The organism is Pseudomonas furukawaii (genome assembly GCF_002355475.1).
In the GTDB taxonomy this organism is placed as follows: domain Bacteria; phylum Pseudomonadota; class Gammaproteobacteria; order Pseudomonadales; family Pseudomonadaceae; genus Metapseudomonas; species Metapseudomonas furukawaii.
This window is the reverse complement of sequence record NZ_AP014862.1, coordinates 3,710,762-3,724,550: the sequence shown is the minus strand read 5'-3', so window position 1 is coordinate 3,724,550 and position 13,789 is coordinate 3,710,762. Positions and strand designations below refer to the sequence as shown.

General features: G+C 64.5%; 14 protein-coding genes. 11 read left to right on the top strand and 3 right to left on the bottom strand.

Annotation, left to right across the window (positions count from 1 at the left end; translation table 11 throughout):
• The first annotated feature begins 13 nt into the window (after positions 1-13).
• From KF707C_RS17355 to sthA, 11 genes are all read left to right on the top strand, one after another.
• Entirely contained in the window at positions 14-1,480 is a 1,467-nt protein-coding gene (locus tag KF707C_RS17355; RefSeq protein WP_036993975.1) for a glyceraldehyde-3-phosphate dehydrogenase, read from the top strand.
• Between the two features lie 93 nt (positions 1,481-1,573).
• Entirely contained in the window at positions 1,574-2,974 is a 1,401-nt protein-coding gene (locus KF707C_RS17350) for an amino acid permease (RefSeq protein ID WP_003456233.1), read from the top strand.
• A 327-nt stretch (positions 2,975-3,301) separates the two neighbouring features.
• Positions 3,302-4,639, top strand: coding sequence for a Na(+)-translocating NADH-quinone reductase subunit A (locus KF707C_RS17345; protein ID WP_003456229.1), 1,338 nt, complete (start codon positions 3,302-3,304; stop codon positions 4,637-4,639).
• Between the two features lies 1 nt (position 4,640).
• Entirely contained in the window at positions 4,641-5,852 is a 1,212-nt protein-coding gene (locus KF707C_RS17340) for an NADH:ubiquinone reductase (Na(+)-transporting) subunit B (protein ID WP_003456227.1), read from the top strand.
• A complete protein-coding gene (locus tag KF707C_RS17335) occupies positions 5,845-6,633 on the top strand; it encodes a Na(+)-translocating NADH-quinone reductase subunit C (protein ID WP_003456225.1) in 789 nt (262 codons plus the stop codon). The genes KF707C_RS17340 and KF707C_RS17335 overlap by 8 nt, the downstream gene beginning before the upstream one ends.
• Complete coding sequence (locus KF707C_RS17330; RefSeq protein ID WP_172424848.1) at positions 6,630-7,304, top strand: NADH:ubiquinone reductase (Na(+)-transporting) subunit D; 675 nt, start codon at positions 6,630-6,632, stop codon at positions 7,302-7,304. The genes KF707C_RS17335 and KF707C_RS17330 overlap by 4 nt, the downstream gene beginning before the upstream one ends.
• Positions 7,304-7,912: an NADH:ubiquinone reductase (Na(+)-transporting) subunit E gene (gene nqrE / locus KF707C_RS17325; protein WP_003456221.1), complete on the top strand. Its 609-nt coding sequence runs from the start codon at positions 7,304-7,306 to the stop codon at positions 7,910-7,912. Before KF707C_RS17330 ends, nqrE begins: the two co-directional genes overlap by 1 nt.
• A 9-nt stretch (positions 7,913-7,921) precedes the next feature.
• Positions 7,922-9,148: an NADH:ubiquinone reductase (Na(+)-transporting) subunit F gene (nqrF, locus tag KF707C_RS17320; RefSeq protein WP_003456220.1), complete on the top strand. Its 1,227-nt coding sequence runs from the start codon at positions 7,922-7,924 to the stop codon at positions 9,146-9,148.
• Entirely contained in the window at positions 9,132-10,148 is a 1,017-nt protein-coding gene (locus KF707C_RS17315) for an FAD:protein FMN transferase (protein ID WP_036993974.1), read from the top strand. Before nqrF ends, KF707C_RS17315 begins: the two co-directional genes overlap by 17 nt.
• A 2-nt stretch (positions 10,149-10,150) precedes the next feature.
• Positions 10,151-10,378 (top strand): (Na+)-NQR maturation NqrM, encoded by a 228-nt coding sequence (gene nqrM, locus KF707C_RS17310; RefSeq protein WP_003456216.1) that lies wholly within the window; start codon positions 10,151-10,153, stop codon positions 10,376-10,378.
• A 151-nt stretch (positions 10,379-10,529) separates the two neighbouring features.
• Complete coding sequence (gene sthA / locus KF707C_RS17305; RefSeq protein WP_003456215.1) at positions 10,530-11,924, top strand: Si-specific NAD(P)(+) transhydrogenase; 1,395 nt, start codon at positions 10,530-10,532, stop codon at positions 11,922-11,924.
• A gap of 216 nt (positions 11,925-12,140) precedes the next feature.
• On the opposite strand, the gene KF707C_RS17300 is transcribed toward sthA, so the two are convergent.
• The 3 genes from KF707C_RS17300 to KF707C_RS17290 are packed head-to-tail and all read right to left on the bottom strand — an operon-like array spanning position 12,141 to position 13,750.
• Positions 12,141-12,863, bottom strand: coding sequence for a glycerophosphodiester phosphodiesterase (locus tag KF707C_RS17300; protein WP_003456214.1), 723 nt, complete (start codon positions 12,861-12,863; stop codon positions 12,141-12,143).
• A gap of 2 nt (positions 12,864-12,865) precedes the next feature.
• Positions 12,866-13,156: a hypothetical protein gene (locus KF707C_RS17295; protein ID WP_003456213.1), complete on the bottom strand. Its 291-nt coding sequence runs from the start codon at positions 13,154-13,156 to the stop codon at positions 12,866-12,868.
• A gap of 9 nt (positions 13,157-13,165) precedes the next feature.
• A complete protein-coding gene (locus KF707C_RS17290) occupies positions 13,166-13,750 on the bottom strand; it encodes a PilZ domain-containing protein (RefSeq protein WP_036993972.1) in 585 nt (194 codons plus the stop codon).
• Positions 13,751-13,789 lie beyond the last annotated feature (39 nt).

Here is a 13,789-nt window from a genome sequence, read left to right as displayed (position 1 = left end):
TTTCATCCCCTACATGTGGAAGGTACTGCCCGTGACTCAGAAGCCCGACCAGTGTCTCGGTGAATGGATCGATCGTGAAGCCCTCGCGGAAGCCATGATTCCGATGATTGGCCAGCTGTATCGCAACAACAACGTTGTGACTTCGATCTATGGCCGTGGCCTGATCAACCGCTCCGTGATCGCCATCCTCAAGGCTCACCGTTTCGCTCGCCATCGTCTGGTGGACGAAGCCGAGCTGTCGGTTCACGAAACCTTCCCCATCCTCAAGGCCATGAGCGAGCTCAAACTGGGCGCCGCCTCCGTGGACCTGGGCAAGATGGTCGCCAAGTTCAAGGCCGAAGGTAACGGTCGCAGCGTCGAGCAGTTCACCCGGGACGAGCTGGCCGATGTAGTCGGCAAGCAGAATGGCGCAGCCCGTGAAGGCACCGACGTGGTCCTCTACGGCTTCGGTCGCATCGGCCGTCTGCTGGCCCGCATCCTCATCGAGAAGACCGGTGGCGGCGACGGCCTGCGCCTGCGTGCCATCGTCGTGCGCAAGGGCGCCGAGAACGACCTGGTCAAGCGCGCCAGCCTGCTGCGTCGCGATTCCGTGCACGGTCCGTTCGACGGCACCATCGTCATCGACGAGGCCAACAACACCCTGATCGCCAACGGCAACCTGATCCAGGTGATCTACTCCAACGATCCGTCCTCGATCGATTACACCGCCTACGGCATCAAGAACGCCCTGCTGGTGGACAACACCGGCAAGTGGCGTGACGCCGAAGGCCTGAGCCAGCACCTGAAGTGCCCGGGCATCGATCGCGTGGTGCTGACCGCTCCGGGCAAGGGTGCCCTGAAGAACATCGTTCACGGCATCAACCACGGCGACATCAGCGCCGACGACAAGATCATCTCCGCCGCTTCCTGCACCACCAACGCCATCGTGCCGGTGCTGAAAGCCGTGAATGACCAGTACGGCATCGTCAACGGCCACGTCGAGACCGTTCACTCGTACACCAACGACCAGAACCTGATCGACAACTTCCACAAGGGCAGCCGTCGCGGCCGCAGCGCTCCGCTGAACATGGTGATCACCGAGACCGGTGCCGCCACCGCCGCCGCCAAGGCCCTCCCGGTGCTGAAGGGCAGGCTAACCGGCAACGCCATCCGCGTTCCGACGCCGAACGTCTCCATGGCCATCCTCAACCTCAACCTGGAGAAGGCCACCAGCCGCGAGGAGATCAACGAATACCTGCGCCAGATGGCCATGCATTCGGACCTGCACAAGCAGATCGACTACGTGTCCTCCCAGGAAGTGGTGTCCACCGACTTCGTCGGCTCCCGCCACGCCGGTGTCGTCGACGCCGAGGCCACCATCTGCAACGACAACCGTGTCGTCCTCTACGTCTGGTATGACAACGAGTTCGGTTACAGCTGCCAGGTGGTCCGCGTGATGGAAGACATGGCCGGTGTGAACCCGCCTGCGTTCCCGCACTAAGTCGTGACCTGCGGAAAACGGGAGCTCTCGGGCTCCCGTTTTTCATTTTTGCGTCTGTAATCGGATAACAAGAATCGCTTGGGGAATTCCCAGATGGAAGGACATCACCTTCACCAGGGGCCGCTCAAAAGGGGCCTGAAGAACCGCCACATCCAGCTAATCGCGCTGGGCGGCGCCATCGGTACCGGCCTGTTCCTGGGCTCGGCCGGGGTGCTCAAGTCGGCCGGTCCGTCGATGATTCTCGGCTATGCCATTGCCGGTTTCTTCGCTTTCCTGATCATGCGCCAATTGGGCGAGATGATCGTCGAGGAGCCGGTCGCCGGCTCCTTCAGTCACTTCGCCCACAAGTACTGGGGCGGCTATGCGGGCTTCCTGGCCGGCTGGAACTACTGGGTGCTCTATGTGCTGGTGGGCATGGCCGAGCTCACCGCCGTGGGCAAGTACATCCAGTTCTGGTGGCCCGAGGTGCCGACCTGGGCGACGGCAGCCGTATTCTTCGTGCTGATCAACCTGATCAACCTGGCCAACGTGAAGGTCTTCGGCGAGGCCGAGTTCTGGTTCGCCCTGATCAAGGTGGTGGCCATCGTCGGCATGATCATCCTCGGCCTGTACCTGCTGATCTCCGGTGAGGGGGGCGAGCAGGCGGCGGTGAGCAACCTCTGGAGCCACGGCGGCTTCTTCCCCAATGGCCTGGAGGGCCTGGTGATGGTCCTGGCGATCATCATGTTCTCCTTCGGTGGCCTGGAGTTGGTGGGCATCACCGCCGCGGAAGCCACCGAGCCGAAGAAGGTCATTCCCAAGGCGATCAACCAGGTGATCTACCGGATCCTGATCTTCTACATCGGCGCCCTCAGCGTGCTGCTGATGCTCTATCCCTGGGACAGGCTGCTGGAAACCCTCGGCGCCGCCGGCGATCCCTACAGCGGCAGCCCCTTCGTGCAGATCTTCTCCCTGATCGGCAGCGACACCGCCGCCCACATCCTCAACTTCGTGGTGCTCACCGCCGCCCTGTCCGTCTACAACAGTGGCGTGTACTGCAACAGCCGGATGCTCTACGGCCTGGCAGAGCAGGGCGATGCGCCCAAGGCGCTGATGAAGGTGGATGACCGTGGCGTGCCGGTGCTGGCCATCGGTGTGTCGGCCCTGATCACCTTCCTCTGCGTGGTGGTCAACTACCTCGCGCCGCAGAAGGCCCTGGAGCTGCTGATGGCACTGGTGGTGGCGGCCCTGGTGATCAACTGGGCGATGATCAGCCTGTCGCACCTGATGTTCCGCAAGAGCCTGGACGCGCGCGGCCAGCAGCCCTTCTTCAAGGCCCTCTGGTATCCGGTGGGCAACTACCTGTGCCTGGCCTTCGTGGCGCTGATCCTCGGCGTCATGCTCATGATTCCGGGCATCAACATCTCGGTGTACGCCATCCCGTTCTGGCTGGCGCTGATCGCGGTGTTCTACGTCCTCAGGAAGCGGCGGCGCGGCGAGGTCGCGGAGCTGTAATCTGTTGCGCGATATGACAAGCGGGAGCCCCGAGGGCTCCCGTTTGCTTTTTCGCCCATTGCACATCGTCGCCAGCAGCCGGCGATAGCGGCCGCGAGGGCGGATCCTGACTTGCGGGTTCAGCTCCGGACCCGGAGTTCCCGATGATTTTCTAAGCCGCTGAAATGCAAGGACTTGGTTGGCGGATGGGGGAAGGCCTCTCTATAATTCGCCGCTTAACCGTTCGGAACTCAGTACAGTCGTGCCTGCTCACGCAGGGACGATGTGGTGCTTTTGGCCTGTTGGGGCAGGCTATTCCGGGCAGACATCCTGATTCAGGCGAAACCTATGATCAGAATAAAACGAGGGCTGGACCTGCCGGTGGCAGGTGAGCCAGTCCAACGGATCGAGGCCGCGCGCCCGGTTCGGAGCGTTGCCGTCATCGGCTTCGACTATCACGGCATGAAGCCGACCATGGACGTGCAGGTGGGGGACCGGGTCAAGCTCGGCCAGCCGCTGTTCTCCGACAAGCGGACGCCGGGAGTGGTCTTCACCGCGCCGGGTGCCGGCGTGGTCAGCGCCATCCATCGGGGCGAGCAGCGTGTGCTGCAGTCCGTGGTGATCGACCTGGAAGGCGATGAGTCCGTCGCCTTCGACCAGTACCCTGCGGCCGCGCTGGAGGGGCTCGATCCCCAGCAGGTGCGGGACAACCTGGTGCGTTCCGGGCTCTGGACCGCGCTGCGCAGCCGGCCCTTCAGCCGTGTGCCGGCCATCGACGCCACGCCCAGCTCCATTTTCGTCACCGCCGTGGATACCCATCCGCTGGCCGCCGATCCCGCCCAGGTGATCGCCGAGCATGCGGCTGATTTCGAGCATGGCCTCAAGGTCCTGGCGCGCCTTGCCCGGGTCTTCCTCTGCAAGGCCCAGGGCGCGAGCCTGCCCGGTGAGAACCTGGCCCAGGTCCGTACCGAGGCCTTCGCCGGTCCGCACCCGGCAGGGCTGCCCGGTACCCACATTCATTTCCTCGATCCGGTCAGCGCGACCAAGAGCGTCTGGCAGATCGGCTATCAGGACGTGATCGCCATCGGCAAGCTGTTCACCACCGGCCGGCTCTGGGTCGAGCGTGTGGTGGCGCTGGCCGGCCCCGTCGTGGAGCGGCCGCGCCTGGTGCGTACCCGCCTCGGCGCCAGCCTGGACGAGCTGACCGCCGGTGAGCTCAAGCCCGGCGCCAATCGCGTGGTATCCGGTTCCCTGCTGGGTGGTCGCACGTCCCGGGGCGCCTGCGCCTTCCTCGGCCGCTACCACGTGCAGGTGTCCTGCCTGGCCGAAGGTCATGATCGGGAGCTGATGCATTACCTGCGCGCCGGCGTGAACAAGCATTCGGTGCTGAACATCTTCGTCTCCAAGCTGATGGGCGACCGCAAGCTCCCCTTCAGCACCACCACCAACGGCAGCCCCCGCGCCATGGTCCCGGTGGGCAACTACGAGGCCGTGATGCCCCTGGACATCCTGCCCACCCAGTTGCTGCGCTACCTCATCGTCGGCGACACCGAAATGGCGCAGAAACTGGGCTGCCTGGAGCTGGACGAAGAAGACCTGGCGCTGTGCACCTATGTCTGCGCCGGCAAGTACGAGTACGGCCCCATCCTGCGGGACAACCTCAGCCGTATCGAGAAGGAGGGCTGACATGGGCCTGCGCAAATTCCTCGACAAGATCGAGCACAACTTCGAGCAGGGCGGTCGCTACGAGAAGTGGTACGCACTCTACGAGGCGATCGATACCTTCTTCTATCGCCCCGGCAGCGTGACCCGTACCACTGCCCACGTGCGCGACGGCATCGACCTCAAGCGCATGATGATCACCGTCTGGCTCTGCACCTTCCCGGCCATGTTCTTCGGCATGTGGAACGTCGGTTACCAGGCCAACCTGGTGTTCGCCCAGAGCCCGGACCTGCTGGCGGCCCAGGATGGCTGGCGCTTCGCGTTGATCAGCGGCCTGGCGGGCTTCGACCCCAACAGCCTCTGGGACAACTTCATCCAGGGTGCCGCCTGGTTCCTGCCGATCTACGCCGTGACCTTCATCGTCGGCGGTTTCTGGGAGGTCCTCTTCGCCGCCATCCGTCGCCATGAAGTGAACGAAGGCTTCTTCGTCACCTCCGTGCTCTTCGCCCTGACCCTGCCGCCGAGCATCCCGCTCTGGCAGGTCGCGCTGGGCATCAGCTTCGGCGTGGTGCTGGGCAAGGAGGTCTTCGGCGGTACCGGCAAGAACTTCCTGAACCCCGCCCTGGTGGGTCGCGCCTTCCTGTTCTTCGCCTACCCGGCACAGATTTCCGGTGACGGCGTCTGGACCGCGGTGGACGGCTTCGCCGGCGCTACCTCCCTGAGCCTGGGTGCAGCCGGTGGCGTGGAAAACATCATCGGCCACGGCATCACCTGGATGGATGCCTTTATCGGCACCATTCACGGCTCCATCGGCGAGACCAGCACCCTGGCCATCCTGATCGGCGGCGGCGTGCTGCTGATCACCCGTATCGCGGCCTGGCGCATCGTCGCCGGCGTGATGCTGGGCATGATCGCCACCAGCGCGCTGTTCAATGCCATCGGCTCCGAGACCAATCCCATGTTCGCCATGCCCTGGTACTGGCACCTGGTCCTCGGCGGATTCGCCTTCGGCATGATGTTCATGGCCACCGACCCGGTGTCCGCGTCCATGACCAACACCGGCAAATGGCTGTTCGGCGCGCTGATCGGCCTGATGGTGGTGTTGATCCGCGTGGTCAACCCGGCCTTCCCGGAGGGCATGATGCTGGCGATCCTGTTCGCCAACCTGGTGGCTCCGCTGATCGACCATTTCGTCGTCCAGGCCAATATCAAACGGAGGCTGGCACGCAATGGCTAACCAGAAAGAATCCACTGTCCGCACCCTGTTGGTGGCCCTGGTGGTCTGCCTGGTGTGTTCCGTATTCGTCGCCGGTGGCGCCGTGGCGCTCAAACCGGTTCAGGTGGAGAACCGCGAGCTGGACAAGCAGCGCAGCATCCTCTCCATCGCCGGCCTGGGCGGCGCGGACATGTCCGCCACCGAAGTGAAGGCGCTCTACGCCGAGCGCATCACCGCCAAGGTGGTGGACCTCTCCAGTGGCGACTTCACCGACGCCATCCAGGCGGCCGGTTTCGACCCGCTGAAGGCCGCCAAGGACCCGAAGCTCTCCGACGCCCTCCCGGGTGACCAGGACATCGCGTCCATCAAGCGCCGCGAGCGCTTCACCACGGTTTACCTGGTGGAGAAGGACGGCCAGTTGGACACCCTGATCCTGCCGGTGCGTGGCTACGGCCTCTGGTCCACCCTCTACGGCTTCCTGGCCCTCAAGGGTGACCTCAATACCGTGGTCGGCCTCGGCTTCTACCAGCACGGCGAGACCCCTGGCCTCGGCGGCGAGGTGGACAATCCGAAGTGGAAGGCGCTGTGGAACGGCAAGAGCCTGTTCGATGAGCAGGGCCAGCTGGCCATCGAGATCATCAAGGGCAGCGTCGAGGCCGGTTCGCCCGGGGCCGTTCACCAGGTCGATGGCCTGGCCGGCGCCACGCTGACCAGCAAGGGCGTCAACAACCTGCTGCATTTCTGGCTTGGCAAGAACGGCTTCGGTCCCTTCCTGGCCAAGCTGAACAACGGGGAGGCATGAACATGGCGCAACCCACTATCCGGTCGGTCCTGCTGGACCCGATCCTGCACAACAACCCCATCGGCCTGCAGATCCTCGGCATCTGCTCGGCCCTGGCGGTCACCTCCAACCTGAAGACCGCGCTGGTGATGTCCATCGCGCTCACCCTGGTGACGGGCTTCTCCAACCTGTTCATCTCGATGATCCGCAGCCAGATCCCCAGCTCGATCCGCATGATCGTGCAGATGGTGATCATCGCGTCCCTGGTGATAGTCGTGGACCAGGTGCTCAAGGCCTACGCCTTCAGCCTGTCCAAGCAGCTCTCGGTGTTCGTCGGCCTGATCATCACCAACTGCATCGTGATGGGCCGCGCGGAAGCCTTCGCCATGGCCAACCCGCCGCTGTTGTCGTTCTTCGATGGCATCGGCAACGGCCTGGGCTACAGCGCCATGCTGATCGTGCTCGGCGTCATCCGCGAGCTGTTCGGCTCCGGCAAGCTGCTGGGCTACGAAATCCTCCCGGTCATCAACGACGGTGGCTGGTATCAGCCCAATGGCCTGCTGCTGCTGCCGCCCTCGGCCTTCTTCCTCATCGGCCTGATCATCTGGGCCCTGCGAAGCTGGAAGACCGAGCAGAAGGAGGCCCCGGCCTACAAGATCGCGCCCCAGGTATCCAACAAGGAGGCCTACTGATGGAGCACTACATCAGCCTGTTCGTGAAGGCGGTGTTCGTCGAGAACATGGCCCTGGCCTTCTTCCTCGGCATGTGCACCTTCATCGCCATTTCCAAGAAGGTGGAAACCGCCATCGGCCTCGGCATCGCCGTGATCGTGGTGCAGGCCATCACAGTGCCGGCCAACAACCTGCTCTATACGCTGCTGCTCAAGGACGGCGCCCTGGCCTGGGCCGGCCTGCCGGAGGTGGATCTGTCCTTCCTCGGCCTGCTCAGCTACATCGGGGTGATCGCCGCCATCGTGCAGATCCTCGAGATGCTGCTCGACAAGTACGTGCCCTCCCTCTACAACGCCCTCGGCGTCTTCCTGCCGCTGATCACGGTGAACTGCGCCATCATGGCCGGCTCGCTGTTCATGGTGGAACGCGACTACAACCTGGGCGAGAGCGTGGTCTACGGCGTCGGTTCCGGCTTCTCCTGGGCCCTGGCGATCGCGCTGCTGGCGGGTATCCGCGAGAAGCTCAAGTACAGCGATGTCCCCGAGGGCCTGCAGGGCCTGGGCATCACCTTCATCACCATCGGCCTGATGTCGCTGGGCTTCATGTCCTTTTCGGGCGTCCAGCTGTAAGGAGACGACATGCCGAGTTTCGAAATTTTCCTGGCCATTGGCATGTTCACCGCCATCGTCCTCGCGCTGGTAGTGATCATCCTCGCCGCCCGCGCCAAGCTGGTGTCCAGCGGTGACGTGAACATCCTGATCAACGGCGAACGCACCATCACGGTTCCGGCAGGCGGCAAGCTGCTGCAAACCCTGGCGGCGCAGAACATCTTCCTCTCATCGGCCTGTGGCGGTGGTGGCACCTGCGCCCAGTGCAAGTGCGTGGTGGAGAGTGGCGGCGGCGAGATGCTGCCTACGGAGGAATCCCATTTCACCCGCCGCCAGGCGAAGGAAGGCTGGCGCCTGTCCTGCCAGACCCCGGTGAAGCAGGACATGCACATCGAGGTGCCCGAGGAAGTCTTCGGGGTGAAGAAGTGGGAATGCACGGTGGAGTCCAACCCCAACGTGGCCACCTTCATCAAGGAGCTGACCCTGCGCCTGCCGGAAGGCGAGAGCGTGGATTTCCGCGCTGGCGGCTATGTGCAGTTGGAGTGTCCGCCCCACGTGGTCAGCTACAAGGACTTCGACATCCAGCCCGAGTACCGCGCCGACTGGGACAGGTTCAACTTCTGGAAGTACGTATCCAAGGTGGACGAGACCGTCATTCGCGCCTACTCCATGGCCAACTACCCGGACGAGAAGGGCATCGTGAAGTTCAACATCCGCGTGGCTTCGCCGCCGCCGGGCAAGGACGAGATCCCGCCGGGCAAGATGTCTTCCTGGGTGTTCAACCTCAAGCCGGGGGACAAGGTCACGGTCTACGGCCCCTTCGGCGAATTCTTCGCCAAGGACACCGACGCCGAGATGGTCTTCATCGGCGGCGGCGCGGGCATGGCGCCCATGCGTTCGCACATCTTCGACCAGCTCAAGCGCCTGGGTTCCAAGCGCAAGATCAGCTTCTGGTACGGCGCGCGCTCCCTGCGTGAGGCCTTCTATACCGAGGAATACGACCAGCTGGCCGCCGAGAACCCGAACTTCCAGTGGCACCTGGCCCTGTCCGATCCGCAGCCCGAGGACAACTGGACCGGCTACACCGGCTTCATCCACAACGTGCTGTTCGAGAACTACCTCAAGGACCACCCGGCTCCCGAGGACTGCGAGTTCTACATGTGCGGCCCGCCGATGATGAACGCCGCGGTGATCAAGATGCTGCTGGACCTGGGCGTCGAGCGCGAGAACATCCTGCTGGATGATTTCGGTGGTTAGAGCGATTGGGCTCCTGCTCTCGGCCAGCTTGCTGCTGGCCGGGTGCGGCGAGCGCCTGGAGCAGTTCGGCGGCCCCACCATGGGCAGCAGCTACTCTGTGAAGTACGTCCGCGGCGCCTCCGGGCCGTCCGTGGAGCGGGCACGAGGCGAAGTGGAGGGCATCCTGGCCGAAATCGACCGGCAGATGTCCACCTACCGCGCGGATTCCGATGTCGAGCGTTTCAATGCGCTGCCGTCGGGTAGCTGCGTGGCCTTGCCGGCGCCCATGCTGGAGCTGGTGGCCTTCGCCGGCGAACTGTCGAAGGACAGCGACGGCGCATTCGACATGACCCTGGAGCCCTTGCTCAACCTCTGGGGGTTCGGCCCGCAATCGCGGGGCGACCAGGTGCCCAGCGCCGAGGCCATCGCCGAGGTGCGGGCCCGGGTCGGCCAGCATCATCTGCGCATCGAGGGCGGCGAGCTGTGCAAGGACGCGGCGGTGCAGCTGGACTTCAATGCCATCGCCGCCGGCTACGCCGTGGACCGCGTGGTGGCGCGACTGGGTGAGCTGGGGGTATCCAGCGCGCTGGTGGAAATCACCGGCGAGCTCAAGGCGGTGGGCCACAAGCCCGACGGCTCCCCCTGGCACATCGCCATCGAGGCGCCCCGTGACGATCGCCAGGTGGCGCAGAAGATCATTCGTCTGGAGGGGCTGGGTGTTTCCACCTCCGGCGACTATCGCAACTATTTTGAAAGGAGCGGGCAGCGCTATTCCCATACCCTGGACCCGAAGACCGGCTCGCCGATCCGTCACAACCTGGCAGCGGTGACCGTCGTGGATGAATCGGCGCTGCGGGCCGATGGCCTGTCCACCCTGCTGATGGCCCTGGGGCCCGAGGCGGGAGAAGCCTTCGCGGAGCGACACGGCATCGCCGCGTTCTTCGTGATCCGGGAAGGGCAGGGCTTCGTCAGCCATGGCAGCGAGCGTTTCCGCGAGCTGTTCGAGCAAGAGGAGAAGTGAAGATGACGTTCGTACTGGTGTTCCTGGTCATGGTCCTGGTGGTGCTGGGCATGGCCGTCGGCGTGATCATGGGGCGCAAGCCCATCGCCGGTTCCTGTGGCGGCATCGCCAACCTGGGGATCGAGAAGGAGTGCTCGATCTGTGGCGGAAATCGCGAGAAATGCGAGGAGGTCAAGCGCGAGGGCGATGTAGTGGATTCCACGCTCGCCTACGACGCGACCAAGCGCTAATGTGCAGCGCCAAGCCGCTCGGCTAAGCTGCACGCCGGTTCCAGGTCCCCGCGCGGGATCGCCGAAACAGGTTCCGAATTCCGCGGTGTCGATTGCCGCGGACCTTGCCGGGGGCGCCAGAGGGCGCCCCGGCCCGTTATGAGGAGTAAGCATGGCTGTCTACAACTACGACGTAGTGGTGCTGGGTTCCGGCCCGGCGGGAGAGGGCGCGGCGATGAACGCCGCCAAGGCCGGGCGCAAGGTGGCCGTGGTGGACAATCGTCCGCTGGTCGGCGGCAACTGCACCCACCTCGGCACCATCCCGTCCAAGGCCCTGCGTCACTCCGTGCGGCAGATCATGCAGTACAACACCAACCCGCTGTTCCGCCAGATCGGCGAGCCGCGTTGGTTCTCCTTCCCCGATGTGCTCAAAAGCGCCGAGAAAGTCATCTCCAAGCAGGTCGCCTCCCGTACCGGCTACTACGCCCGCAACCGCGTCGATGTGTTCTTCGGCACCGCCAGCTTCCACGACGAGCAGACCGTGGAAGTGGTCTGCGCCAGTGGCGTGGTGGAGAAGCTGGTGGCCAAGCAGGTGGTGGTCGCGACCGGCTCGCGTCCCTACCGTCCGGCGGACGTGGACTTCCACCACCCGCGCATCTATGACAGCGACACCATCCTCAGCCTGACCCACACCCCGCGCCGCATCATCATCTACGGAGCGGGCGTGATCGGCAGCGAATACGCCTCCATCTTCAGTGGACTGGGCGTGCTGGTGGACCTGATCGACAACCGCGACCAGCTTCTGAGCTTCCTCGACGACGAGATCTCCGACGCCCTCAGCTACCACCTGCGCAACAACAACGTGCTGATCCGCCACAACGAGGAGTACGAACGCATCGAGGGCCTGGACAACGGCGTGATCCTGCACCTGAAGTCCGGCAAGAAGATCAAGGCCGACTGCCTGCTCTGGTGCAACGGCCGGACCGGCAACACCGACAAGCTTGGGCTGGAGAACATCGGCATCAAGGTCAACAGCCGTGGCCAGATCGCCGTCGACCAGTACTACCGCACCGAGGTGAGCAACATCTTCGCCGCCGGTGACGTGATCGGCTGGCCCAGCCTGGCCAGCGCCGCCGCCGACCAGGGCCGCTCCGCCGCCGGCAGCGCCGTGGAGAACGACACCTGGCGCTTCGTCGACGACGTGCCCACCGGCATCTACACCATTCCGGAGATCAGCTCCATCGGCAAGACCGAGAAGGAACTGACCCAGGCGAAGGTGCCCTACGAAGTGGGCAAGGCCTTCTTCAAGGGCATGGCGCGCGCACAGATCTCCCACGAGCCGGTCGGCATGCTGAAGATCCTCTTCCACCGCGACACCCTGGAAATCCTCGGCGTCCACTGCTTCGGCTACCAGGCCTCGGAAATCGTCCATATCGGCCAGGCGATCATGAACCAGCAGGGTGAGGCGAACAGCATCAAGTACTTCGTCAACACCACCTTCAACTACCCGACCATGGCGGAAGCCTATCGGGTGGCGGCGTTCGACGGTCTCAATCGGCTTTTTTGAGCGGCACCGGCCGGGTGCCTGAGCCGGCCGGGGAGAACCCTCTCGGCGACACGCGCAACTGGCGCTGGCCGAATCGGGAGAGCTTCTGATCAGGCGACACCCATGAAAAAACCGGCCCTTGCGGCCGGTTTTTTCATGGGAGGCAATGCGCGACCGGGGGCGATTTCAATCGCGCATCAGTTCGCTCCCGGAGCGTCGAGCCGTTCCGGAGGGGCTTCAGCGGGTCCCGAGCGTCGTACTGGCCAGGCCGGGGAAGTCGGTGATGATGCTGTCGACGCCGAAGTCGGCCAGGCGCCGCATCAGCGCCGGTTCGTTGACCGTCCACACCGACACCTGCAACCCGGCCTTCTGGGCCTTGAGCAGCCGCTCCGGAGTGCAGAGGGTCCAGTTCAGGGCCAGCAGTTCGCAGCCGTGGTGCCTGGCCACCTTGAGCGGGTCCAGCCAGGCGTACTCCGCCACCAGTCCGCGGGAAAGCCTGGGCGTCAGCCGGTTCAGGGCCCGCAGCACCTCCCGCGAACTGGAGGTGACGGTGATCCTGTCTAGCAGTCCGTGGCGCTCCGCCAGTTCCTGGATGGCGAGCACGGTGCGTGCCGCACGGACGCGCGAGGCGCTTTTCACTTCCAGTTGCCAGTGTTCGAAGTCGCACTGTTCGAACAGCTCCTCCAGGCGCGGGATGGGGCAGGGGCGGTTCCAGCCCGGCCCGCCCTGGCGCGCGTCATAGGTCACCAGTTCGGCGGCGTCGTGTTCCACGACCTTGCCGCGCCGCCCCGTGGTGCGTTTCAGGGTCGGGTCGTGGATGACCATCAGTTCCCCGTCGCGGGACAGGTGCAGGTCCAGTTCGCAACGTTTCACGCCATGTGACAGGCACCGCTGGAAGCTGGCCAGGGTATTTTCCGGGCATTCGCCCTTGGCGCCTCTATGTCCGTAGATCAGGGTCACGTCTATTCCCTTGGTGTTCTGGGTTGGTGGTGGCGGACGCTGTCGATGACGCGGCCGCTTTCGAAGTAGACCGAGAATTCCCGGTAGTCCCAGCGGACGATGGGCGGTTGGCCCACGGCTGGATGCTCCTGGTCCGGCAGGCCCAGGCGCTCCAGTACGGCGCGCTGGCTTTCGCCGCGGATGGGCAGGGTGAGGCCCGCCTCGCCTTGCTGGCCAAGGGGGATGCTGAGGGTTTCAGCGCAAACGGGCAGCGTGGGCAGGATGAGGGCGAGCAGGAGTCCGTGTCGCGTCATGGGTGGGTCTCAGGGCGCGGGTGATGAGCGTTCGCGGGCCAGGCGGCGCTGCTGGGCCTGTTTCTGCAGGATGTGCCGGGCCAGCAGTTGCCGCTGGGCGTCGGTGAGCTCCTCGAACTCGGTGCCGATGTCGAACTGGCCGTCCTCGCGGGGCCGGCTGTGAACCACCACGGCCCGCAGCAGCAGGCCCAGGGCCTGGGGCATCAGGACCATCCTGATCGCCAGGTGGCTGCCCGTGTCGAGGGGCTGCGGGTTGCTGAAGCCGACGCCGCCCTCTGACAGCACCACCTGGCGTGCCGGGCCGATGTCCCGGAGCAGGCTCTGGGCCAGGGCCTGGCCCAGCAGGTCGATGCGCTTGTTGACCACCTTGAGGTAATTGGCCAGGGGCCGGTCGCGCTCGTGGATATGCCGCAGCAGATGCTGGGACTCGAAGTCCATCAGGTGCAGTTCACTGAGCAGGTCGAATAGCTCGGGAGCACCGTCCGCACTGCCTCCGGCAGCTGTTTCGCCCTGTTTCAACGGGCGAAATTCCAGTGCGATCGTATCTTCTATGCGGTAGTATTCGCGGCGGTCATCCGCGTCTCGTGTCGACATGGCGAACCCATGGCAGCGGTGGTGGTCGAAGCGCTGTCC